Annotated in this window: 15 protein-coding genes; 11 read left to right on the top strand and 4 right to left on the bottom strand. The window is 56.4% G+C overall.

What is annotated here, in order from left to right; all coding sequences use genetic code 11:
• Positions 1-7 precede the first annotated feature (7 nt).
• The 10 genes from gatA to Q4G72_RS03765 all read left to right on the top strand — a co-directional run bounded on the left by gatA (position 8) and on the right by Q4G72_RS03765 (position 18,089).
• A complete protein-coding gene (gatA, locus tag Q4G72_RS03810) occupies positions 8-1,447 on the top strand; it encodes an Asp-tRNA(Asn)/Glu-tRNA(Gln) amidotransferase subunit GatA (protein WP_303310106.1) in 1,440 nt (479 codons plus the stop codon).
• Positions 1,447-3,471, top strand: coding sequence for a LysM peptidoglycan-binding domain-containing protein (locus Q4G72_RS03805; protein WP_303310105.1), 2,025 nt, complete (start codon positions 1,447-1,449; stop codon positions 3,469-3,471). Before gatA ends, Q4G72_RS03805 begins: the two co-directional genes overlap by 1 nt.
• Positions 3,472-3,615: 144 nt before the next feature.
• Entirely contained in the window at positions 3,616-4,191 is a 576-nt protein-coding gene (locus Q4G72_RS03800; RefSeq protein ID WP_303310104.1) for a hypothetical protein, read from the top strand.
• 153 nt (positions 4,192-4,344) lie between these two features.
• Positions 4,345-6,618 (top strand): NADP-dependent malic enzyme, encoded by a 2,274-nt coding sequence (locus Q4G72_RS03795; RefSeq protein WP_303310103.1) that lies wholly within the window; start codon positions 4,345-4,347, stop codon positions 6,616-6,618.
• A gap of 389 nt (positions 6,619-7,007) precedes the next feature.
• Entirely contained in the window at positions 7,008-7,562 is a 555-nt protein-coding gene (locus Q4G72_RS03790; RefSeq protein ID WP_303310102.1) for a Riean_0653 family protein, read from the top strand.
• Positions 7,563-7,806: 244 nt separating this feature from the next.
• Positions 7,807-8,412, top strand: a complete 606-nt coding sequence (gene ruvA, locus Q4G72_RS03785; protein ID WP_303310101.1) for a Holliday junction branch migration protein RuvA — start codon at positions 7,807-7,809, stop codon at positions 8,410-8,412.
• A 25-nt stretch (positions 8,413-8,437) separates the two neighbouring features.
• A complete protein-coding gene (gene sov / locus Q4G72_RS03780; protein ID WP_303310100.1) occupies positions 8,438-15,760 on the top strand; it encodes a T9SS outer membrane translocon Sov/SprA in 7,323 nt (2,440 codons plus the stop codon).
• Between the two features lie 173 nt (positions 15,761-15,933).
• A complete protein-coding gene (gene gcvH / locus Q4G72_RS03775; RefSeq protein WP_303310099.1) occupies positions 15,934-16,314 on the top strand; it encodes a glycine cleavage system protein GcvH in 381 nt (126 codons plus the stop codon).
• Positions 16,315-16,325: 11 nt separating this feature from the next.
• A complete protein-coding gene (locus tag Q4G72_RS03770; protein ID WP_303310098.1) occupies positions 16,326-16,730 on the top strand; it encodes a VanZ family protein in 405 nt (134 codons plus the stop codon).
• 51 nt (positions 16,731-16,781) lie between these two features.
• A complete protein-coding gene (locus Q4G72_RS03765) occupies positions 16,782-18,089 on the top strand; it encodes a M28 family metallopeptidase (protein ID WP_303310097.1) in 1,308 nt (435 codons plus the stop codon).
• Positions 18,090-18,194: 105 nt separating this feature from the next.
• Here the strand turns inward: Q4G72_RS03765 and Q4G72_RS03760 are convergent, their stop codons facing one another.
• The 4 genes from Q4G72_RS03760 to Q4G72_RS03745 all read right to left on the bottom strand — a co-directional run bounded on the left by Q4G72_RS03760 (position 18,195) and on the right by Q4G72_RS03745 (position 24,436).
• Positions 18,195-18,737 carry a hypothetical protein gene (locus tag Q4G72_RS03760; protein ID WP_303310096.1) on the bottom strand — a complete coding sequence of 181 codons (543 nt, stop codon included), beginning with the start codon at positions 18,735-18,737 and terminating at the stop codon, positions 18,195-18,197.
• A 332-nt stretch (positions 18,738-19,069) separates the two neighbouring features.
• Positions 19,070-19,963 carry a YicC/YloC family endoribonuclease gene (locus Q4G72_RS03755; protein WP_303310095.1) on the bottom strand — a complete coding sequence of 298 codons (894 nt, stop codon included), beginning with the start codon at positions 19,961-19,963 and terminating at the stop codon, positions 19,070-19,072.
• Positions 19,964-20,099: 136 nt separating this feature from the next.
• Positions 20,100-21,521: a beta-helix domain-containing protein gene (locus Q4G72_RS03750; protein ID WP_303310094.1), complete on the bottom strand. Its 1,422-nt coding sequence runs from the start codon at positions 21,519-21,521 to the stop codon at positions 20,100-20,102.
• Positions 21,522-21,562: 41 nt separating this feature from the next.
• Positions 21,563-24,436, bottom strand: a complete 2,874-nt coding sequence (locus Q4G72_RS03745) for a TonB-dependent receptor (RefSeq protein WP_303310093.1) — start codon at positions 24,434-24,436, stop codon at positions 21,563-21,565.
• Positions 24,437-24,578: 142 nt separating this feature from the next.
• Here Q4G72_RS03745 and Q4G72_RS03740 point away from each other — a divergent pair, with 142 nt between their 5' ends.
• Positions 24,579-25,805 (top strand): glycosyltransferase, encoded by a 1,227-nt coding sequence (locus tag Q4G72_RS03740; RefSeq protein WP_303310092.1) that lies wholly within the window; start codon positions 24,579-24,581, stop codon positions 25,803-25,805.
• Position 25,806: the final 1 nt, after the last annotated feature.

Below are 25,806 nucleotides of genomic sequence, written 5' to 3'. Positions count from 1 at the left end.
TCTGACTTTGAGACGATTTAACTCCCTCACGGAAGTTCGCCACGAGCTGACGGCAGGCACCATGACCTGTCGTCAGCTCGTGGAGTATTACCTGGATAACATCCAGCAGAAAAGCCATCTGAATGCTTTTCTGGAAGTATTCGCCGATGAAGCCCGCGCTCAGGCTGATTCCGTGGACGCCAAGCTGGCCGCCGGAACGGCAGGTCGCCTGGCGGGTATGGTCATTGGGCTGAAGGATGTGCTGGCCTACAAGGACCACACCCTGCAGAGCAGCAGCCATATCCTGGACGGCTTTAAGTCGCTGTACACCGCCACTGCCGTACAGCGCCTCATCGACGAAGACGTTATCATCATTGGCCGGCAGAACTGCGACGAGTTTGCTATGGGCGCTTCCAACGAGACGTCCTACTTCGGTCCGGTTCGGAATGAAGCCGACCCGGAGCGGGTGTCCGGCGGTTCCTCGGGCGGCTCGGCCGTGGCGGTGCAGGCCGATCTGTGCCTGGCTTCGCTGGGTACGGATACCGGCGGTTCCGTGCGCCAGCCGGCCGCTTTTTGCGGTGTTATCGGCTTCAAGCCCACCTATTCGCGCATTTCCCGCTACGGGCTTTCCGCCTATGCTTCCTCTTTTGATCAGGTGGGTACTCTTACCCGCTCGGTGGAAGATGCCGCGTTGCTGCTGGAGCTGATGGCTGGCCCCGACAACTTCGACAGCACCGGCAGCCAGCAGGAAGTGCCCGCTTACAGCCAGCTGCTGGAGCCAGCCCCGCATTACCGCATTGCCTACATCCGCGACTGTATGGAGCGCCCGGGTCTGAACCCGGAAATTAAAGCGGCCACGGAAGACGCGCTGGAGCAGCTGCGCAGCCAGGGCCACGTGGTAGAAGCGGTAGAGTTTCCCTACCTCGACTACATCGTACCCACCTACTACATTCTGACCACCGCCGAAGCCAGCTCTAACCTAAGCCGCTACGACGGGGTGAAGTTTGGCTACCGGGCGCCCGACGCTACCGATCTGGAGTCGCTCTACAAGAAAACCCGCTCCCAGGGCTTTGGCCCCGAGGTACAGCGGCGCATTCTGCTGGGTACTTTCGTACTGTCGGCCAGCTACTACGACGCTTACTACACAAAAGCACAGCGCGTACGCCGCCTCATTAAGGAAACCACTGATGAGCTGCTGCGCCAGTACGACTTTTTGGTGCTGCCTACCACCCCTACTACGGCTTTCCGCATTGGGGAGAATAAAAAAGATACTTTAGCAATGTATCTTGCTGATATCTTTACTGTTCAGGCTTCTTTGGCAGGCGTACCAGCTGTTTCTGTTCCATTTGGTCAGGACGCAGCCGGGCTGCCGATTGGCCTACAGATTCTGAGCGGTGCCTTCCGTGAAGAACACCTGTTTGCCTTTTCCAAGTCCGTCACGGAAACCTTAACCCCGGCCGCTACTTGATGAGTACATCGTTCCGCACCTCCGCCCTGCTTCTCTTCCTGGCCACCGCGGCTCGCCCTACCCTGGGGCAAACCCTGCCCGAACTGAAACCGGACGCGCCGAGTGCGGACGATACGCTGCACGCGCAGCAACAACTTTTGCGCACCGACTCCCTGGTGGCCGAGCCGGCTTTCGCGCCGGACTCGGCCCTGCTGGTATGGCGGCAAACGCCCCCTGCCATCCGGGACTTAGTGGCCGACCGTATCGGCTGCTACGAGTCAGACATGCCGTTGGTGTTCAACAACACGGTTATGGCTTTCGTGAATTACTTCACGGTGCGTAACCGCACGTATACCCAGCGCATACTGGAGCGTCAGAACCTGTATTTCCCGCTGTTTGAGAAATACCTGGCGAAGTACCACTTGCCGCAGGATTTGAAGTATCTGGCGGTAGTGGAGTCAGCGCTGCTGCCGCAGGCCCGTTCCCGGGTAGGTGCCGTGGGCTTGTGGCAGTTTATGGGCCCAACGGCCGGCGACCTGCGCCTGCGCCGCGACGAGTTCGTGGACGAGCGCATGAACCCGGAAAAATCGACGGAGGCGGCCTGCAAATACCTGCGGGATTTGTATCGCTACTTTGGCGACTGGGAACTGGTGCTGGCGGCCTATAACTACGGCAGTGGCAACATCAACAAAGCCATCCGGCGGGCCGGAGGCAAGCGTGACTTCTGGGCTATTTACAACTATCTGCCGAAGGAAACGCGCAATTACGTGCCCACTTTCACGGCCACGCTTTATACGCTCAACTACGCCAAAGAGCACGGCCTGCACTCCGAAACGCTGAATTACCGTTATCCGGAACCCACGGATACGCTGCTGATTTCCGGCCGTTCGCTGGATCTGTACAAGCTGGCTAAGTCGATGGGACTGGACTCCACGACCATTCTGAGCTATAACCCGGAGCTACGCAAGTATTACATCCCTGAGTCGTTCCGCAACTACCCGTTGCAGGTGCCCAGTTGTGTACGCACAGAACTGGTAGCGCAGGACCGCAATACCCTGCTGGACTTCTGCAAAGTAACGTTGCCACCCCCAGCGCCTATTGTACCGCTTAATCCCTTGCTAAAAGGGGCCGATTCTACCCGTACTGCTATAGCTGCCAGCGAACCGGCTACTCCGGTTGAGAAGCCCCGCTACCGCCGCGCCCGGCACACAGTGCGCCGGGGCGAAACGGTGGCAAGCTTAGCCAACCGCTATGAGGTAGACCCCAGCCAGATCCGGCGCTGGAACAAGCTGGGAAAAGGCCAAAAGCTGGTAGCTAAGCAGCAGTTGTATGTGTATGTTCCGGTTACGGAAGAAAGCAATGCTACCATAGCTGCCACAACACCCAAACGGACGGTTCCAGCTAAGCTACCCTCAGTAGCCGTCGCGAAGAAAAATGTAGAAGCCCCGCCGGTGGCAGTTGTAGAAGCGAATACCACAACGGCGCAGGCATCAGAAGAGCCCGACAAGGGAGAAGAGGTATTAACCACAACCCGGAAATCTGCTGATAAAACCTTATCCCGCGCGGCTCCTACCCGGCCACTAGCAGCGGTTGCCTCGGAAAAAGCCCTTCCTGAGTCTGCGGTAGTGCGTCAGGCCAACGCTACTGACGATGACAGCCTGCCAGCTACCAAGTATGTAGTACGCCCCGGCGACTATCTGACCAAAGTAGCCCGCGAGCAAGGACTGAGCGTAGCGCAGCTTACTACCTGGAACCACCTTGAATCAAGCCAGCTAGTACCGGGTCAGAAGCTGGTATTGCGGGCTCCGGCTCCAGAAGAAGTTGTAGCCCCAATACGCCCTCAGGCTGTAGAGCGGCGGGCGGTGGCTACGAAATCAGCCCCGAAGCCTGCTATACCTGCCCGCGTGCACATGGTACAGCCCGGCGACACACTATATAATATATCCCGCCGCTACCAGGGAGTTACAGTAGAGCAGTTGCGCAAGCTGAACCACCTGACCTCTGACGAAGTGAAGCCCGGACAAAAGCTGATAGTGCAGGGATAATTTTCACCCTCCACTCACATGATTATGGGAGGACCACCGTGGTGGTTCTCCCATTTTCTTTTGAAAGCTTTGTGCTGATAAATCTTCTCGCTTCTGTTTCTCCTATATCAGGTTATGAAAACCCTCTGGCAACTTCTCTTTTTAATGCTTCTCGCATTTGCGGCGGTATCCTGCGGCTCAAAGGATGCTGACCCTTCGCCAACGCCCGCTGCTGATCCGGCCATGGAATTAACGATGACGCGGACGCAGGATTTTCTGGGTACTACTGCCGCAATGGGTATTACCTACACCCACGTTACTATGCTGGGGCGCGGCGCTTTCACTCCCCAGGAGCTGTCTTTGTATTTTGCCCCCAAGGAAGGCCTGGATGCTATAAGCTTTCTTATTGCTGCTGATAAGCTGACAGCGGGGGTTTTGGGTACATATTCGCTGAAAAGCCAACCCGACCCCAACCCCGGTGCGGTTACCACGCGCTATACGCTGTACTCCAAAAATACTACTGGCAGTTCCGCCGGAGTGATATATGGCAGCAGTTGGAACATCATGCTCGGAGAACTGAAAATCACCAGCTATGATGCGTCGCGCCGCTTAATTAGTGGCAGCTACTCGCTCCAGATGGATAACCTTCCGAACCCTTTTGATGGGGGCGTGAACAACACCGAAAAAGAGCATTGCAATTTGAAAGTAACTGGCACCTTCACCCATGTAAAACTGGAGTAGCCACCTGTTTCTCTGCCGGTTTATGCGCCCCAGGCATCCTTTGCCCGGGGCGTTTGCGTTTACGCTGCATGCCGCCTAAACTTTGATTCCGGCCAAATTCGCCCCAACTTGCTTCTTGCCTCACACCCGAGGAACCACCCTACCATTGCACGCATGCTGAAAATAAATAAACAGGAAGCGCTGGATTATCACTCCCGTACGCCCGCCGGCAAAATTGAAGTTGTCCCCACCAAGCCCGTCAGTACCCAGTTGGATCTGGCGCTGGCCTACTCCCCGGGCGTTGCCGAGCCCTGTAAGGAAATTGCCGCCGATAAGGACGCCGTTTATAAGTACACCGCCAAGGGTAACCTGGTAGCCGTTATCAGCAACGGCACAGCGGTATTGGGCCTGGGCAACATCGGCCCTGATGCCTCCAAGCCTGTGATGGAAGGTAAAGGCGTACTGTTCAAAAAGTTTGCCGGCATCGACTGCTTTGATATTGAAATTGATGCCACCGACCCCGACGAGTTCATCCGGATTGTAAAGGCGCTGGAGCCTACGTTTGGCGGCATCAACCTGGAAGACATTAAAGCTCCCGAGTGCTTCCGCATTGAGACGGAGCTGCGGGAGAAAATGAATATCCCGCTGATGCACGACGATCAGCACGGCACTGCCATTATTTCCTCAGCGGCCCTGCTCAACGGGCTGGAAGTAGTCGGCAAACGCATCGATGAAATTAAGCTGGTGGTGAGCGGTGCGGGGGCCGCTGCCATTTCCTGCCTGCGCCTGTATCTTGCCTTGGGCCTGAAACTGGAAAACGTAGTGGTGTTTGATAAGGACGGTATCATCAACCCCAGCCGCACCGACCTCGACCCGCTGCAGCTGCAGTTTGCCACCCACCGGCCCATCACCCGACTGGCCGAGGCCATGGAAGGCGCCGACGTATTTCTGGGCCTTTCGGCCGCCAACGTGCTGCCGGCCGAGCTGCTGTTGCTGATGGCCGACAACCCTATTGTGTTTGCGCTGGCTAACCCCGATCCGGAAATTGCCTACGAGTTGGCCATGGCCACTCGCCCGGATATCATTATGGCCACCGGCCGCTCCGACCATCCCAACCAGGTAAACAACGTACTGGGCTTCCCCTACATTTTCCGGGGGGCACTGGATGTGCGGGCTACGGAAATCAACGAAGCCATGAAGCTGGCGGCGGTGAAAGCTCTGTCGGAGCTGGCTAAGGATGCTGTGCCTGATATGGTAAACCGTGCCTACGGCGACAACACGCTGGCGTTCGGCCGTACCTACCTGATTCCCAAACCCCTGGATCCGCGCCTGATTACCACCGTGAGTCCGGCCGTAGCCAAAGCGGCTATGGAAAGCGGCGTGGCCCGCATCCAGATTGATGATTTTCTGGCTTACGAAGATGAGCTACGCAGCCGTCTGGGCGTGAACCAGAAGCTGATGAACCGCATTACGCAGGCCGCGCGCAGTAACCCAAAACGCGTGGTTTTTGCCGATGGCGACACCTACAAAACGCTCAAAGCAGCGCAGATTCTGAGCGAAGAAGGCATTGCCAAACCCATTCTGCTCGGCAACCGCAACAAAATTGCCCGCCTGGCTGCCGAAAACAGCCTGGACCTGGAAGGCTGCGAAATCATCGATATCCTGCAACAGGAGGCTAAGCGGGAAGAGTATGCCAACCTGCTTTATCAGAAGCGCCAGCGCCGCGGCATCACTATCTATGAAGGCCGCCGCCTGCTGCGTGAGCGGAACTATTATGGCTCCATGATGCTGGAAACCGGCGAGGCCGACGCCTTTATCACCGGTCTGAGCAAGGACTATGGCAAATCCATTGTACCCTCTTTGCAGGTAATTGGGGTAGAAGAAGGTGTGAAGCGCGTGGCCTCCATGTACATCATTCAACACAAGAAAGGGCCGTTCTTCTTTGCCGATACCACCGTGAACATTGACCCTACGGCCGAGGAAATGGTGGACATTATTGGTCTTACGGCGCGGGCCGTTCGCTTTTTTGATGCCGAACCTCGTGTAGCCGTTATCAGCTACTCCAACTTTGGATCCAACCCCGGCGAGCTACCCGATAAGGCACGCAAGGCTACTGAATTGGCAAAGAAGCGTTACCCGGAGCTCATCATTGATGGCGAGATGCAGGCCAACACGGCCCTGAACCCGGAGCTGCTGCGCGAGCAGTACCCCTTCTCCGAGCTGGCCGACAAAGGCGGCGCCAATACTCTGATTTTCCCGAACGTTATCAGCGGCAACATTGCCTATAAGGTAATCCAGGAAATTGGCGGGGCGGAGGTAATTGGCCCGGTGCTGATGGGCATGCGCAAGCCGGTGCACATTCTACAGCTGGGTGCCTCCGTGCGGGAAATCGTAAACATGGCCGCCATTGCGGTGGTAGACGCCCAGGAGCCGCAGCGGGGACTGTAGGCTTTTAAATTGTCATTCCGAGCAGCGCGAGGAATCTGGAGTAGCTCTTATACGGAGCGGCCCAGATTTCTCGCGCTGCTGCGTTCTGGGAGCATCTCGAAGTCCGATATCTGCTCTTGGCACAACTCGCTAAAACAGCTTGTATCTACTGTATTTGATATTATTGAATTCCACCATGCCTTGGTGGGGCGGTGTAAAAAGTCTGATGCTGCTATATTCCGGTTTTCTTTCTACTGTGGGTTTCACCACCTTTCTTACCCGTGAAAGACTACTGCATTCTGCCTGATGTTTTAGTCGGGCGGTTTCTAACCCAGCGTCTAATTCTGTGGGCAGCTGTCATTCAGACTTCATTCTTAATCTATACTATACCCTCCGTTTTTATCCTCTGTATGAAAACTATCGGAATGCTGCTCAGCCTGATATTACTACTAACCAGCTGTAAGAAAGACGAACTGTCTGCCTTACCCCCTGCTACCCAAGAAGGCAAAGGCACCGCGGGCTGTTTAGTCAATGGCAAGGCGTGGACGCCGGAGTATCGAGTATTACTAGGTATGGGAGGCTCTAATGCGCCCTTTGTTACGAGTTGGTATCCCAGTGCGTCCGGCAGGTCCTTTTATGTAGTGCTTAGTCGTGTAAATGAGGAAGAAAATTCTGAAGTGTACTTCTTTCTACCTCACATCCGGCAGCCTGGTACCTTCCTGCTGAATCAGGAGGCCAACCCCATGATGACCTCCAGCAATCCACCTTATGGGGAATACCGTGCTACCCGGTATTCATCTGTCTGTTATACCAACCCGACAGCTATGGGCTCCTTGACCATTACTCGGTTTGACACCGTGGCCAAGGTGGTTTCCGGCACCTTCGAGATGCATCCGGTCAACGCAGAAGGACAGGTTGAGTCGATTACACAGGGCCGCTTCGATTTACCACTTGATATCAATTGAGGGTTTCTGAGCAAGTGAGCATGAGCTGATAGTTCGGTTTCTAACTCAGGATTTCGCACGGCCCTCAACCGTGGGTAGTCGAATATTTACCTCGCAATAACTCTTTGCCCAAGGGTTACGTTAGGGCCATTTTATGCCCGAAGAATGCAGTTTACGGGATAGAAAACCGGCTTTCTGGTGTTAGTTGCGTACCTTCTGGGCTCAAACCCGGTTCCACTGAATTTCTGAATCTACTCCCCACCGCATGATTGCCTACCTCGACGGTAAACTAGCCTATAAAGACCCTACCCTGGCCATTATCGACCTCAACGGCCTGGGATATGAAGTTAAAATCTCGCTGGCTACTTATTCCAAGCTGCCGACCGAAGGCGAAAAAGCGAAACTCTATACCTATCAGCATATTAAGGAAGACGCGCAGGCCCTGTACGGCTTTCTGGACCCCAACGAAAAGGCCCTGTTCATGCAGCTTATTTCCGTCTCGGGCATTGGGCCGGGCACGGGCATTGTAATGGTGTCCTCCATGTCGGTGGGGGAAATCCGGCAGGCCATTGTGCAGGAAGATGTGCGCTCTATCCAGAGTATTAAAGGCGTGGGGCCCAAAACGGCCCAGCGCGTGGTGCTGGAGCTGAAAGATAAATTCCGCAAGGAAGAGTTACTGGCCAAAGCTGGCTATGATACCGTGCCTTTGGCGCGGCAGCACAATACCAACCGCTCCGAAGCGTTAGCAGCCTTGGTTACCCTTGGCTTTGCCCGGGCGGCGGCAGAAAAGCAGCTCGACCAGATTCAGCAGCGCCATGGCAACGATCTTAGCGTGGAAGAATTAATTAAATTTGCCCTTAAGTCCCATTAGGAATACCCTCTGTCCCTGCTGACAATTGAATACCGGTAAGCACTCCTTCACCGCCGTATCCGTCGTTTTTGCGTCACTGCTGGCTTGGTGGTCGCAGGCTGAGGCCACCGGAGCCGGCGCTTTTGCATTTCAGGGCCTTTGGGCGTCGGGTCAGCATATGCTGGCTGCCGATACCCCACGTACCGTATTGCCTTCTGATACCAGCCGCTACCGGCCCAGCCGCCGCCCCAAAGTGGCCCCGGCTGACCGGGTGGGCAACCGCCTGAGCCCCCAGCGCCGCGAGTCGCCGCTGCTGCTGGACCTGCCTTCCAACGTGAACCTGAACGTAACGGTGGACGACAGTCTGCAGGGCGTGGACCTGTCGGAAACCGTGGGGGACAGCATCAACTACCGCGACCCGACGCGGATGACGTTTGAGGAGTATTCCCGCTGGCAGGAGCAGCAGACCATTCGCAACTACTTCCGGAATAAAGCAGCCGGCGGGGTAGCTGGCGAGGCCAACACGCCCGCCGTAGCCCAGCGCCTGATTCCTAAGATTTACCTGGGGCCGGCTGCCGACCGGATTTTTGGGGGCAGCTTCGTAGATATCCGCCCCAATGGCTCGGTTACCGTGCGCGCGGGGGCCAAGTTCAACCGCAACCGCAACCCCACGCTTACCCTGCGCCAGCAGAAAACCGGTGACTTCAACTTTGAGCAGAACATGAACCTGAACCTCGCCGGCCAGATTGGCGAGAAGCTGCGGGTTTCACTCAACTACGATACGAAGGCGGCCTTCGACTTCGAAAACAATATGAAGCTCGACTTTACGGGCTTCGATACCGATATCATCCGCAAGATTGAGCTCGGCAACGTGAGCTTGCCGCTGAACAACTCCCTCATTCAGGGTGGGCAGAACCTGTTTGGCGTGAAAACCCAGCTGCAGTTTGGCAAGCTGGCCGTTACCGCCGTAGCCGCTACCCTGCGCGGGCAGGCCGATGAGGTGCGTGTGCAGAACGGCGGCCAGAGCCGCCCGTTCGAGATTAAGGCCAGCCAGTACGAGCGGGACCGGCACTTCTTCCTCTCGCAGTTCTTCCGCGACCGGTATGATGCGGCCCTGCGCAACCTGCCCACTATCCAGTCGGGCATCGACATTCGCCGGCTGGAGGTGTATGTAACCAACGACAACCGCGCTACTGACAACCTGCGCAACGTGGTGGGGTTGATGGACCTGGGTGAGCCCGAAGTGCTTTTCCGGGAGCAGTTCCGCAAGCCCCAGCCGCCCCGCACCCCGGCCGCCAACGATGCCAATAGTGAGTTTGAGAAGGTAGTGGGTGCCCCTGGGTCCCGCAGTAACCTCACCACCGATGACGCGCTAAACTCCCTAGGGCTCTCGAAATCAGTGGACTACGAGCATGTGCGGGCCCGCAAGCTGGACCCGCGCGAGTACACCTTCAATGCGCAGCTGGGCTATATTTCCCTGAATACCTCGCTGCTGCCGGAACAGGTGTTGGCGGTTTCCTACGAGTACACTTTCAACGGCCGCGTGTTTCGGGTGGGCGAGACGGTGAATGAATATGGCTCCAATGTGCAGCAGGACGAGGTGGTGTTCCTGAAAATGCTGAAGAGCACCAACCCCGCCCTACAGTACCCTACCTGGGATTTGATGATGAAAAACATCTACTCCCTGAATGCCAACCAACTCAACCGCGACAATTTCCGCCTCGACATTATCTATAAAGATGATGCCTCGGGCGTGGACCTGCTTTCGCTGAAGGAAGGCGAGCAGGTGCAGAACATTCCCCTGGTGCAGGTCTTCAACCTCGACAACGTAAACGCCAACAACGACCGACCCGCCGACGGCAACTTCGACTTTCTCTCCGGCATTACTGTAGACCCCGAGCAGGGCCGCATCATTTTCCCGGAAGTAGAGCCCTTTGGTTCTTACCTGAAGAGCAAGTTTGATACAGTTGCCGAGAAGGACCTGGTAGACAAATATGTGTACCAGGAGCTCTACGACCAGACCCAGAGCGACGCGCAACAGCGCCAGGAGAAGGATAAATTCTACCTGCAGGGCCGCTACCAGGCTACCGCTACTGATGAAATCAGCCTGCCCGGTATCCGAGTGGCCGAGGGCTCCGTGCGGGTGTATTCCGGCAGCACGCTACTGCAGGAAGGCACCGATTATCAGGTATTTTACGATCAGGCCAAGGTAAAAATCCTGAACCCGGCCTACCTGAATGCGGCCAACGAGCTGCGCGTGGCCTTTGAGAAAGATGCCCTGGTGCAGGTGCAGCCCCGCCGCCTGCTGGGCGCCCGGTTTGACTATCGCCTCAACGAAGACATCAACTTTGGTGGCACGGTGCTGCACCTGGTGGAAAACCAGGCGCCGGGCATCAACCGGGTGAATATTGGTGACGAGCCCGGCAACAATACCATGTACGGGCTGGACGTGAACATGCGGCGCGAGTCGCGGGTGCTGACCAAGTACCTGGATATGCTCCCGCTGATTGAAACCAAAGCGCCTTCCTCCGTAGCCTTCAGTGGGGAATTTGCGCAGCTGGTACCCGGCAAAACCAAGCTGGGCCGCGGCGAAAATGGGGTTTCCTACGTTGATGACTTTGAAGGGGCGCGTACGCCGTACACGCTCAGCGGTATTAGCTCTATTACTTCGTGGCGGCTGGCAGCTACTCCCCTGCCTCTGCTGGAAGGCACTGATCAGGCATCGGCCTATAATCGCGCCAAGCTGGCCTGGTACACTATTGATCAGTCGTACTACAACAACGGCTCCAGCAAGCCCAACAACATACGTGCGGCCGACCTGCTGAATCATTATACCCGGGGCATTGCGCGTACGGAAATCTTCCCAAACCGCGACAACGGCACCCTGGGGAACGGCTACGAGTACCCGCTGGACCTGGCGTATTTCCCCACCGAGCGCGGCCCCTACAACTACAACCCTGCCGTGGGCGCTGATGGCAAAACGCTGCCGACTCCTGCCAGGAACTACGCCGGCATCAGCCGCGAAATCACCTTTGACACCGACTTCGACAACGCCAACGTAGAGTACCTGGAGTTCTGGCTAATGGACCCCTTCATACCGGGTAAAAACGGCCAGATAGACGACAGTGAGCATCCGGCCGTCAACAACACTACCGGTGGTGAGCTGTACCTGAACCTGGGCGCAGTATCGGAAGACGTATTGAAGGACCAGAGCCGCTACGAGTTTGAGAACGGACTTTCGGATGAGGAAGGCGACCCGGAGCGGGACACGGACCGTACCGTGTGGGGCCGCGTGAGTACCCAGCAGTTTCTGACCGATGCATTTTCCACCGCTCCCGGCGGCCGCAACCGTCAGGATATCGGCTTGGACGGCCTGAACGACACGGAGGAAAAAACCTTCTTTCAGGGCGTGTATAGCACGCTGGAAGACCCTTCGGCCGATGACTTCCGCCACCACCTGAACGACTATTATAACTCCGGCGGACGCGACATTAAGATCTTGGGCCGCTACAAGGAGTACAACGGCATGGAGGCCAACTCGCCGGAGAACAGCCAGCAAAGCTCCACTCCCCTGCCCGACAAGGAAGACCTGAACCGGGACAACGTCATTTCTGACACGGAGCGCTACTACGAATACAAGATTTCGCTGAAGCCCGGCCAGTTGCGCGTGGGCGAGAACTTCATTGTAGACAAGGTCTCTAAAAACGTGAACGGCGACGCCGTGACGTGGTACCAGTTCCGGGTGCCAGTGCGCCAGCCCACGGCGGTGCGCGGCACTCCCGATGGGCAGCCGTTCGGCTTTAAGTCGATTCGGTTTATGCGCCTGTACCTCACGCAGTGGCAGCAACCCACCGTGCTGCGCTTTGTGCAGATGCAGTTTGTAGCTAACCAGTGGCGCCGCTTCCTGGGCACCGTGGCCGAGCCCGGCAAGCCCAACGTGAATACCGATGCCGATGCCGACGCCTTTGCTGTTTCGACAGTGAGCCTGGAAGAAAATGGACGTTCCAGCAGCAACGCCGGCACGGATGCCATTCCATACGTACTGCCGCCCGGCATTCGCCGCGACCGGGAGTTTGGCTCCAGCACCGTAAACCGGGAGCAGAATGAGCAAAGCCTGCGCCTGTGCGTGGAAGGCCTGCGCGAAGGATATGGCAAGGCCGCTTACAAAAATGTTAGCATCAACATGCTGCGCTACAAGCGCCTGCGCATGTTCCTGCACGCTGAAAGTGAAACCGGTACCCGCAACGACCAGGTTCGTGCCTTCGTCCGCATCGGTACTGACTATACCCAGAACTACTACGAGTACTCCTTGCCACTGAAAATTACGCCGCAGGGCTCTATCAATGAATCGGAAATCTGGAATCCAGCCAACAACATTGATATAGCCTTCCAGGAGCTTGTGGATGCCAAGATGGAGCGCAACAAGACCAAAACGGATCTGCGGGTACCCTATGTAAAGCAGCTGGCCGATGGCCGCACCATTACGATTGTCGGCAACCCCGATTTCTCGGAGGTACAGGGCGTACTGATTGGCATATTCAACCCCACTGATGACGCGGCAGAGCAGTCCGTATGTATCTGGGCTGATGAACTGCGTGTAGACGACTTTGACCGCACCGCCGGTTGGGCCGCTACGGCTCGTTTTAACACCCAGCTGGCTGATCTGGCCAACGTAACGGCCACCGGCAGCTACCTCACCGTAGGCTTTGGCAGCCTGCAGGACAAAGTGCAGCAACGCTCCCTGGACGATGTAGCCCGCGGTGACCTGAACGCCACTGTGGCAGCGGAAAAGCTACTCCCGGAAAAGCTGGGCCTGCGTATTCCGGTGCTGGTGCAGGCCGGCACAGAGTCCCGCTCGCCGCGCTTTGACCCGCTGGACCCTGATGTGGAGCTGAAACAGTCATTAGAGAAGTTTGAAACCGATGGCGAACGGGCGGCCTACCGCCGCGAGGTGACGGACCAAACGCGTAGCCGTAGCATTAGCGTGCTGAACCTGCGCAAGGAGCGGGTGAATCCGGAGAAGAAAGTGCGCCCGTATGATATTGAGAACTTCGCCCTCAGCTACTCCCTGAACGAGCAACTGCACACCGATATCCGCACCGACCGGGACTTCACCAAAACCTTTAATGCGGCGCTGGCCTACACCTACCAGACCACACCCAAAAACTACACGCCGCTGGCCGGGGTAAAGGCCCTGGAGTCGCCGTACCTGAAGATGCTGCAGGAGCTGAACTTTACGCCTCTGCCCAGCCGCTTTGCCTTCCGTGCCGACCTGGACCGCCGCTACAATGAGCGGTTCCTGCAACGCACTACCCTGCCAGGTCAGGTGCCTTCGGCAGAGGGCATCCCGGGCGTATTCCAGAAAAGCTTCTTCTTCAACCGCATTTATGATCTGAAGTGGGACCTGACCAAGAGTTTGGCTCTGGACTACACCGCCGCTAACCGCGGCACCGTGGATGAAGGCCCTGGCCGCACCATTGGCGACGATGATATTTCCCGGCGCAACCGGGCCCAGCTGTGGGAAAACCTCCGCCGTGGTGGGCGCACCACCAACTTCAACCAGACCATAGCCCTCACCTACCGGCTGCCACTGGACAAGTTCCCACTCACGGACTGGCTGAGTGCCGACACGCGCTACGCCGCCAACTACTCGTGGCAGGCGGCATCTACGGCCCTCACGGTGCCGAAAGACCCTACTAACCCGGATGGGGAAACCGTTCCATTGGATCTGGGCAACACCATTCAGAATAACGCGGAGTTGAGCGCCAACGGCCGCATCGACCTGGTGAAGCTTTACAATAAGGTACGCTTCCTGAATATCATCAATAACGCGCCCCCGCCCCCTCGCCGCCCCACGGCGGAAGAAGCCAAGCGCAACCCGCAAGCCCCCGTGGCCCAGGCCCCGACCGATACTACTAAAGGCCCGGAAATGCGCGTATTGAAAGCGGTGCTACGCTCCCTGATGACGGCTCGGAACCTTAACTTTACTTATACCCGTACGGCGGGCACACTGCTGCCGGGCTACATGCCTAAGACTCGTTTCTTAGGTATGAACAGTGACTTTGATGCCCCCGGTCTGCCCTTTATTCTAGGCAAGCAGTACGGGCTGGATGAGCTGTACAACCGGGCCCAGGCGGGTGATTGGTATACCAAGCGTAGCGACTATCTAAATACGCCGCTCAGCTCATTGGAAACCACCAACCTGAACCTGCGCACGGCGCTGGAGCCCTTCCGCGACTTCAATATTCAGCTGGACGCTACCCGCCTGGCGGTGCGCAACCGGGAAGTATTCTACCGCCTGGAAGTAGACCCCATTACGCTGGAGCCGTACCGCGACGCCAATGGTCAGTTTGATCAGAACCGACTGGCGCCCAAGCTGCCTTTGGGCACGGGCTCTTTCAGCACGTCCTTCATTTCCATTCAAACCCTTTTTGGCGACCAGAGCCGGGGCGGTACCGAATCGAAAGCATTTGACCGGTATGTGGCCAACCGGCAGATTATCCGTGACCGGCTGGATGAAGAAAATAAAAACCCGGGCACGTACGGCTTCAACTCCCAGGATGTGTTGATTCCGGCTTTCCTAGACGCCTACCGCGGCCGTTCTTCGGATGGCTATAAGCCTAAGAAGTTCGACCCGTTTGCCATGCTGCCGCTGCCCAACTGGCGTATTGATTACAATGGCCTGGGTGAGTTGCCATTCATGCAGCGGTTCTTCCGCTCGGTTTCCATCACGCATGCCTACGCCTCTACTTACAACATCGGCAGCTACTCCACCTCGGCGCAGTATAATGCTGAACCGTTGGGTCTGGCATCGGAAGTTAATCCGAATGGCGACTTCATTCCTTACTTCGTGCTGGGACAGGTAAGTATTCTGGAGCGGATGTCGCCACTGCTGGGCCTTAACTTCCAGACCCTGGAAAAGGTAACGGGCCGCGTGGAATACCGCACAGAGCGCAACCTTTCGCTGAACACCACCAACGCCGAGGTAACGGAGCTGCACACGGAGGAAATGGTTATTGGCTTTGGCTACGTCACCAATCAGCTGAAGCTGCCTTTCCGCATTGGCGGCGAGCAGCGCGTGCTGCGCAATGAGCTGACGGCCCGCCTCGATTTATCTATCCGGGACAACAGCACTATTCAGCGCCGCATTAATAATGTATCGGCTACTGATCCGGGGCAGTCTAACAGCACTACCACCAATGGTGGCCGCCAGGTGCAGCTGCGCCCCACTATTGATTACGTGCTGAACCAGCGGCTGAACCTGCAGTTCTACTTCACCCGTATCATCTCGGAGCCGCGCGGCAACTCGGGCTACCGCAACGCCGCCACCGAAGGCGGCCTGCAGCTGCGCTATAGCCTCTCAGAATAAGGTGTCAGATCAGGAAAGGCTTCTGCCTGTCGGAAGCTTTTCTTCAGCCTCCTCTTCAGAACACCTATCCGGCCGCATATTCCGGGCCGGGGCTGGCGTTACAAGCATTATCTCTTACTTTTGAGCACCGGCCGATTTGGCCTTATACCATCCGTTTTCCTTTCCCCAGCACTATGAACTTGCCCGCTAACCTGCAGTACACCAAAGAGCACGAGTGGATTCGCGTCGAAGGCGACGTGGCGTACATCGGCATCACCGACCACGCTCAGAAAGAACTCGGCGACATTGTGTACGTTGACATTGACACCGTTGATAAAGACGTAGCCCGAAACGACGTATTCGGCACTGTAGAAGCCGTAAAAACTGTATCAGACCTGTTCAGCCCTATTTCCGGCACCGTGCTGGAAGTAAACGAGAAGCTGGACGGCAGCCCCGAGCTGGTCAACTCAGACCCTTATGGCGACGGCTGGATGATTAAAATGTCGGTTGGCAATCCTTCGGAGCTGGCTGATCTGCTTTCTGCCGAAGCTTATGGTGACCTGGTAGGCGCATAAACTTTTTGCTGATGTATCCGGCCCCGCCCACGTCTCGCCCCCGCGCCTATGCCGCGCTGCCCGCGACGTGGGCGGTGGTCATTTTGGTCCTGACGCTTACCCCGAAGGACCATATGCCGCCGGAGCCGCACTGGCAGCTGTTCTCTTTTTATACGGCGGCGCATGCCTTCGTTTTTTGGGTTCTGGCTATCCTGTGCTATTTCTCTACCCAGCGGCAAGCTCGTTACCCCTGGCTGCGCACTCACGCTTTCCTTCTTTTGTTTGTGGCCTGCACCTTATTTGGCTCCCTCATTGAGCTTACCCAGTTACTGATGAATCTGGGCCGTTATGCCGAGTGGACGGATGTGCTCAGTGATGCTTTAGGCACGCTGACCGGGCTAGTGATGGCCAAGATGGCCATGCGCCGTTTTATGTAATTTTCTTCCTTGCCCAGTAGGTTGGTTTTGCCAGCCTTTGTTCGTTCGTGTATGCCAGTATTCTGGAAGCTGACCCGGCCTTCCCTGCAATGGCTGGGATTGAGCGTTTGTTTGCTGGCTTTACCTTCTGCACCTGCCCACGGCCAGGATACGCCAGAGGTACGCCGTACTCTGCGCTACCTTACCTCCCGGCACCTGCACGGACGCGGCTATACTCACCACGGCGACCAGCGTGCGGCGGCCTTCCTGGCCAAGCACTTCAAACGCCTGGGCTTGCTACCATTTAGTTCGGCCAGAGACTACACGCAGCCTTTCTCGCTAACCGTTAATACCTTTCCGGGCAACCTCTCGGTTACAGCTGACCAGCAAAAGCTCCGACCCGGCCATGATTTTATTGTAGCCCCCGAATCAGGTGGTGGCCGCTTTACTGCTTCAGTGGTCCACTTTGATTCGCTGGTATTTTCCCAGGAGCCGCTTCTACAGCAGTTTCTGGCGCAGCCGTTGCAGGCCGTTGCGCTGGCAGTAGCCCAGCAGGATTATCAGCGTGCTATGGCGCAGCCATTACTGGCCCAAAAGCTACAGGAAGCCCGTGCCATAGTGGTCCTGATTCCGGGAAAGCTTACAGCTTCCCTCGCCGCCAAACAAGCACCGCAGCCAAGGCTGCTAGTTGCTGCTCTCGCCTGGCCGCCAGCCGCCAAGGAAATTACCATAGATCTGCAGGCACGCCTGCAGCAAAGCTACCGCACACAGAATGTACTGGGCTATATTCCCGGCACTGCCCGCCCCGATTCTCTTCTGGTGGTCACGGCTCATTACGACCATTTAGGTGAGTTGGGCCGGCACCACTATTTCCCGGGTGCCAACGATAATGCCAGTGGCACCAGCATGTTGTTACAACTGGCCCGCCACTTTAGCCAGCCAGCTCATCGGCTGCGTTATACGCTAGTATTCATTGGATTTAGTGGGGAGGAAGCCGGACTGCTCGGCTCACGTTATTTCACGGCCCACCCATTGTTCCCCTTAGGCTCCGTCCGTTTCCTAATTAACCTGGACTTAGTAGGTACCGGGGATTCTGGTGCTACGGTAGTTAATGGCACCCTGCACCCTAAGGAATTCCAAATATTGCAACAGCTCAATTCCGGCACTGCCAGCGTGGGGTCTCTTGCTGCCCGCGGCAGAGCCGCCAATTCTGACCATTTCCCCTTTTCAGAAGCTGGTGTGCCCGCCTTCTTCCTATATACCCGGGGTGGCATAGCAGCCTATCATGATATACAAGACAAAGCTGAAACACTTCCGCTTACCCGCTACTCCGAGCTTTATCGGCTACTAACCCAATTTCTGACTTACCTGACCCATTAAGGTAGATAGAGACATATATAAAAGCCACTACCCCGAAATAGCCCAACCTAAGTCAGAGTATTTCGGGGTAGTGGCTTTTATTGGTATACCGGGTAGCGGTGCAGCTTAGCCGTTCGACTTAAGGGAGTTCATGATTTGCTTGGCAACCATTTCCCACTCAGGCTTCTGACGGTCAGCGCAGGTGAAGGTGCACATGAGCAGTTTGCCTTCCACGTCAGTGAAGAAAATCAGGTTATATACTTCGTGACCCAGCTCAGGCTTCATCAACTCGAGGTAGCCAACGTGACGGCCGCTTACGTCCTTCATGCCTTTTCCAAACCACTTGGCGTCTGGAAACTGCTTGGAGTAGGTCTTGATGAAGTTGTCCGTATACATTTGGATCATATCCTGATCCGCCGTGTTATCGGTGTAGGTGAAGGAAATACTGGCTTCCTTGCTGTTGGTATAGATAACACTAGGACGGCTCTGGGCTCTCGCATAGATGAAATCCATCTGCTGCTCGCTCATCACCTCAAAACCTTTGGGGATAAGGATTTCAACCCGCTCACTCAGAACGCGCTTCTTGATAAGTTCAACTTCTGCGGCAGGACGGGCAGCCATGAGCAAAAGCATCAGGCTGAATACTGGGAAGAGTAGAGCTTTTTTCATAGTCGTAGGCAGAAAAAAGATGGAATCAATCTTAGAGAAAAGCCGGATCAGAAGAAAAATCCAACTGTTCGGATAACACAATTTACTGACAATATTCGGAGCTGCAAGTATTTAATAAAAAATATTTTTACAACACCGACACCAAGCCCTTCCCCTTAGGCGGGAATGACCGATGAGTGAGATACTCAGCGTTTTGGACGAGCAAATATAAGAAGGTTTTAAATAGCCAAGCGTAAAATTGTTCAATTTTACTCAATAAATTAATATACTATTAATAATTAATATAATACAATTTTAATCAAATATCCCGGCATAATAGTGCAAAACAGGACTTAAAGGATATTATTGATTTGTTCCTTGATCTTCTCTAATTCTTCCTTCATTTCCACCACTAAGTGCTGAATCACAGGATCATTCGCCTTAGAGCCAATGGTATTAATCTCCCGCCCGATTTCCTGGGAGATGAAAGCCAACTTCTTCCCAGTGGGCTCCGGCAGGAATACTGTCTCGTTAAAATAGTGCAAATGGCTAATCAGGCGCACCTTTTCTTCAGCAATGTCAAGCTTCTCAATGTAGTAGAGTAGCTCCTGCTCAAACCGGTTGGCGTTGAACTGCTCGGCCGTGCTTAAGTCGGCCAAATGAGCCCGCAACTTTTCCCGGATGGTTTCTACTCGCACCGGGTCGTGGCGGTCTACGTCGGCCAGCAGGATGCGGATCCGGTCAATATAGCTAAGGATTTCGGTCGTGAGGGTTTGGCCTTCATCCTGTCGAAACTGGTTCAGCTTATCGAGAGCTTCCTGCAGCACGGGCTGCAGTTCCTCCCAGGATAAGGCTTCATTTTCCTCGGGGCGGGCGGCTTCGGTAGGGCTTTGAATAACGCCCGGCATCTTCAGCGCCAAACCAAACAAATCGTCCTTGGGCGCGCCTACCAGCTCTGCAGCCCGTGCCAGCTCCTGATAAGCGGCTACCAGGGCCTCTTGGTTAAGGACAAACTGAACAGAGGTAGTAGTGCGGGGCCGGCTGAAGTCAATGCTCAGATTGATTTTACCGCGACCTAATGCCCGGGTAGCCATGTTGCGTATTTCCAATTCCCGATCATTCAGAAAACGAGGCAGGCGCAGGCTCAGGTCCAGGCCTTTTGAGTTCAGCGACTTGGCTTCGACAACGAGAGAATACTGGTCGGTTTCGCGGGTGGCGGTACCGTAGCCGGTCATAGATTGAAGCATGGGGCAAACAGATCAGAAGGTGACAGGCCCTAAAAGTACAGCTTCGGCGCAGAACCTGCACGGGGCTTGATGGGCAATAAAAAAGCCGGAGCAAGTGCTCCGGCTTTTTATGAACTCGCCTTACCAGCAATAAATATTAATAGTCGGTGCTTTCGGGGGTAAAGTTGGTCCAGCCCTGCGCCCAGTTCTCGGTACCAAAGGCACCTTTGTAGGTCACTTTATCAAAGAAGCTGTCGGCAGCTTTTCCCTCGAAGGTGGCTCCGCTCAGCAGTGAAGAACCGGCCTGCGGCAGGAAACCGGGGGCTGACAAGTTGAAGTTGCTGGCATTGAGACCCAGAGTGCTCAGCTCGGCGCCGGCTACCACCGAGTTGGCCTTACCGGCTTCTTTAAACCAGGTGGTCAGTTGGTCCAGCGTGAAGGCATCTGTGTTGTTCTTCGCCACCAGCGCCGTGGTGTTGTTAGCTACCACTACACCGCGCAGGGTGAGGCCGCCCGACTGAGCATTGGCCCAGGTAGGGCCGCCATCCAGGCGAAGACCTTCGGGATAACCCACAACCACCGTATTAAAGATGCTGGTAGATGTGTTCCGGCGCAGGTGCATACCTGACTGGTACGCGCCGCTGCCCGACTGCTGCGTGTTAGAGGGCGTGCCCGCCGTTACAAAGGCACTTACGTTGCTGAACACCGGCGCTGTGAGAGGCATGCCTTCGTTGGCGCCGATAGTGCCATCGGCCTTGGTGCCGGGGTTAAAGTTATCCGATTCAAAGGCATTAGAGCCCGACTGGTCGGCAATTTGCGGGTCGCGCAGTGAAACGGCGTACTGCACTTTGCCCACGTAGCCGAAATCCGTATCAAAATCATCATCCCAGCCACGGAAGGCTACCAGGTGCTTGGCATTTACGGTGCCGCCGAACCACTCATAAGAGTCGTCGCCGGAGTAGGAAACCTGAATGTAGTTAAGTGTGGTTCCCGAGCCTACGCCGTACATGGTCAGGCCGTTGATTTCGCTGTTGGCGGCGGCGGAAAGGGGCACGCCGGCAAACTCAATGCGCACATACTGCAGGCTGCCGGAGTTATCAGCGGCATCAGAGCCCCCGAACTCGCCCCGGATGCCCCCTTCCAGCTTGGTGGAGGAAGGCTGGTTCATGGGTGCCCGACCTACCAGTACTACGCCGCCCCAGTCGCCGTACTTGCGGCTGCCTTTAGCCTGGGCGGAGGTAAAAACAATGGGCTTGGCGGCGGTGCCGTTAGCAATCAGCTTGGCCCCACGCTCAATAATAAGGGAGCCTTTCGTGTCTTTGTCCCCGAAGATGACGGTGCCCGGCTGGATTTCCAGCGTTACACCTTCTGTCACATACACAAAGCCTTTTAGCAGGTACTTCTCCGTGGCCAGTAGCGTGCGGCTGGTTTTGATTTCACCTTCCAGCACCACGCGTCCCTGCGCATCGCGGGGGCCGTTGTCTACCACCACCGGAATGGGGTCGGGGTTGTCTTCTTTGCAGCTTATCGCTGCCACCGTCATCATGGCTACCAACAGTGCTTTACTCAGCTTTTTCATGGAAAGAATTATAGGAGTTGGGTACTGTATGAAGCGCGGAATTAGAATTTGAACGTGAGGCCCAGCGTGGAATTAGCGCCGCGGCGGAAGGAGCGCACGGTAGGGTCGCTGTTATCAATGCTGGCGTTGGTATTGAGGTCCTGCACCAGCTTCACGGGCTGGTTGAGCACGTCCTGGACGGCAGCGCGCAGCTCCAGCTTCTTGCTCAGGTTCTTGGTCAGCACCAGGTCAATAACGTTGCGGGGAGCTTCGTACACGGTGGGGTTGAGGCGGTTGCCTACTGCGAAAATGCGCGGACCCACCACGTTATACAGCAGGCTGAACTGCGTGCCGGCTTCCTCGTGGTTGTAGTAAACGCCCAGGTTGATCAGGTAAGGCGACTGGTTCTGCAGCGGACGCTTCTGGTCCTGGATATCGGCCACATTTTCGCGGCTTACTTCCCCGCCCAAATCAGCGGCCAGTACCGTCTCGCCCAGATCTACGCGGCTTACGATGTAGGAAGCATTACCTGACAGCGAGATGCGCCGCAGCAAGCTGGAATTAGTCATTTCGGACAGTGACTTGCGCACTTCCAGCTCCACACCGTAGTTCTGCGCCGACTTTGAGTTCACGAAGGTGTTGCTCAAACCCGAAGGCGTATAGAGCAGGAACGACTCAATGGGGTTGCGGAACTCTTTGTAGAACGCACCCAGCGAAATCATTTCGCCGGAGGCCGGGTAATATTCCCAGCGCACGTCCAGGTTGTGGATGTTGGCAGTTTTGAGCGTGTAGTTACCCACCACATTCGAGTTCAGGTTGAAATCATAGAAGCTGAACGGGGCCAGTTCCCGGAACTCAGGCCGGTTGATGGTTGCGGCGTAAGCGGCCCGCACCAGCGCATTGTCGCTGAGGGTGTAGGTCATGTTCAGCGAAGGCAGCGGGCTGAGCAGGCTGGTACCGCCTTTTGTAGGCGTGCCGTCCAGGCGGCGGCTGTTCACTTTGATGTCGTTGTACTCGGCGCGCAGGCCCAGGGTACCGGTGAAGCGGGCACCTACTGGCACCGTCAGGCTGGCATAGCCAGCTACCAGCGTATTGCTGGCATCATAGCGGCCGTTGGGTTCCGTGCCTTCCTCATAGGTTAGCTTACCCTCGGTGCCGGTTACGTTTTCAGGGGCAAAAACCTGATCCAGCGGCAGATAACGCACGCCACTGGTATTGCCTACGCCCTGGTAGCCAAAGAAGCGGGACGTGAAGTTCCGGTCTTTACGCTCAGCGTACAGGCCCGCTTTCAGCTTCAGGCTGCGCTCCTCACCCGATACGGAAGAAGAGTCTTTCTGGCCCAGCTGCTGTGTCAGGTTGGCGCCAACGGTTTCTACCCGCTCCGTCAGCTCGGAGAAGAAGCGGCCTGCGTCGGTCGGGTTAGGGTCTGAGGGTAGCGCCACGCCAAATTCGGCCTGTGCGCCTTCCGCCTCCGGGTTCACGTGGGGACGGATATATCGTACCCGGCGCCAGTCAGGCTCGGTGCGGCGAATAAAGGAGAAGCCACTCTGCCAATCAATTTTAGTTTTATCGTTGGCCAGGTCGTGCTTGCCCAGTAGCTGGCCCGAGTACAGGCTGCGGCTCTCGTAGCGCTGCGAGTAGGCCCGCACGTCGCTGTCAGAGGAAGTAATGTCCTGACCTTCACGACTTACGGTTTCGGCGAAACCCAGCTGATTGAACAGGTTCTTAAACTCGAAGGAGTTGCGTGGATTTACCCGCAGCCAGAAGTTCTGTACCAGGCCCAGGCGCACGTTGGTGCTATAGGTGCGGTCGTTGTACTGCTGGCCCACTTTCTGGCCTTCGTAAAACGAGAGGTCGATGTCAGAAAACTGATTGTAGCTGCCGTAGTTGAGGCTGGTGAGCGTACCGGCCTCCTTGTCGCCCAGGGCAAAGCGGCGGCCCATATTGAAGCCCAGTCGGAAATCGGGCAGCGCTTTGCTGGTTTTCAGGCCCCAGCGGTTGGGCATCTGGTTGGCATAGGCGGCAGCGCGCTCTGCCGTGAAGGGCGGCACATGCAGCTGTACCGGATAGTTGCCGGGCAGGTCGCGCTTGCCGTCATCAAAACCCAGGAAATCGAGCTTGCCGCCCTGCTGTTGCTGCACCTGCTGAAAAGTGGTGTTGGTGCGGTAGCCGCCGCCAATGGTCAGGTTGGTAAAGTTCTCCTGGGGAGCCCGCTTGGTATACAGCTTAATAACACCACCCGCAAACTCGCCGGGCAACTCCGCCGAGCCCGATTTGTAAATCATCATCCGGTCGATGACGCTGCTCGGAATCATGTCGAAGGAGAAAGCGCGGCTGTCTACTTCGGTGCTGGGGGTCAGCACATCGTTCAGCAGCACGGAGTTGTAGCGCTGCGTAAGGCCGCGCACCAGCACGAAACGGTTATCCTGAATGGAGACGCCGGGTACGCGGCGGGCAATCTGGGCCGCGTCGCGGTCCTGTGACTTCACTATCTGCTCCGAAGAAACGCCCACTGCTACCAGCTGGGCGTTCTTCACTTCGGTAATAACAGCTACTTCCGTATTGGTAATGCGCTGGCCGGTCACCACCACATCGGCCAGCTGATGCGCTGACTCCGATAGGCTGGTATTCACCATCAGGGCCTTACCGCCTTCCACGGTCAGGCTCGGAATGGTCTTGGTTTGGTAGGAGATGTAGGAAATGACGAGCGTCTGGGGCCCCGCCGGTACTTTGGCCAATGTGAAGCGGCCGTCCAGGTCGGTGGCAGCGCCAATGGTAGTGCCCTGCACCCCCACGCTAGCCCCGATAATGGCCTCCTTTGTTTTTTCGTCTTTCACGACCCCGGTAATGGTACCAGTCTGAGCCGTGGCTTCCAGGCAGCTGAAGCCGAACAGCAACAGCGCCAGGGTAATGATTCGGGTTAGAAGTGTGGCCATGTCAGTAGATTATGCCACAAAGGTCCCGGTCTAATGTTACACCAATCGGTCCTTATCATTACCAAATTATTACCAGCCTTTCCCCTTACTTTTATGTTCGGCGAGAATAGCGCCTCACGCCCGAATCCGTAGCTTGCATGCCGTGAGCAAACTGCGCGTACTGATGCTGCCCAAGTGGTACCCCAACCGCTATGACGACCAGGATGGGGACTTCGTGGCCCGGCATATCCAGGCCATTGCGCAGGCCGGGGCGGCGGATAACTGCCTGCAAACGGCTGTGGTATTTGCGGCCGTAGCCCGTGGCCCATTGCCTACCCTGATTGACGTTGAAACTGACCTAAGTGGCCTCACGCCTACCTGGCGCTATTACTATCGGGCTAGGCCTACGGGCCTACCCTGGTTGGAAAAGCCCGTAAAGCTGCTGTTGTGGCTGGTCTGTATGGGCCGTGGTTTGCGGGCTGTACGCCAGCATTGGGGCGGCCAGCGGCCAGATCTGGTGCACGCGCATGTGCTGTTTCGGGCGGGAGTACTGGCTTGGTGGTTAAAGTGGCAGCATGGCATCCCATACCTGCTGACCGAGCACTGGACTATTTTTCAGCCAGCCAATACATGGCAGTTAGGCTGGGGAAAACGCAAGCTTACTGCCTGGCTGGTAAGGCAGGCAGCGGCGTTTACTTGTGTATCGGAAGACTTGCGGCAGGCAGTAGCCCGGCTGGGTGGTTGTAATGCCCGCACGGCCATTATCCCCAATGTGGTGGATACCGAGCTGTTCTATCCGCCCACGCAGCCTGCTTCAAGACAAGGGTTGCTGCATGTGGCCGCTTTCAATGAACAGGCAAAAAACCTGAGCGGCATCTTACGCACCGTAGCCCGGCTGCGAGCAGCGCATCCAGCCCTCCTGGTAAGTCTGCGTATTGCCGGCTATGGCCCGGCCGAAGCCCGGATGCATCAATTGGCTTCCGAATTAGATTTGCTGGCCAGTGGTATCGTTGCGTTTTTAGGCAAGCTGACGCCTACCCAAGTAGCCGCTGAAATGCGGCGGGCGCAGACCTTGGTGCTGTTTTCCAATTATGAAAACCTGCCCTGTGTACTCATTGAAGCCCAAGCCAGCGGCCTGCCTGCCGTAGCTACCCGGGTAAACGGTGTGCCGGAACTTATGCCGGAGGATGGCTCCTGTGGTCTGCTGGTTCCGGCCGGGGATGAAGATGCTCTGGCCCAGGCATTGCTGGATGTGCTGCAAGCCCCGGCTGACCGCTTTGATTCTGCCGCCCTCCGCAGCGCAGCCATAGCCCGGTTCAGCTATCCGGCGGTAGGTGCCGCTTTCCTGCGGGTGTATCAGCAGATAATTCCCGAAAAGCAGCTTTCCTAGT

The sequence above is a fragment of the Hymenobacter sp. BT730 genome (assembly GCF_030542105.1).
Taxonomy (GTDB): Bacteria; Bacteroidota; Bacteroidia; order Cytophagales; family Hymenobacteraceae; genus Hymenobacter.
The sequence above is the reverse complement of the archived record's forward strand: the minus strand, read 5'-3'. Positions and strand labels throughout refer to the sequence as shown.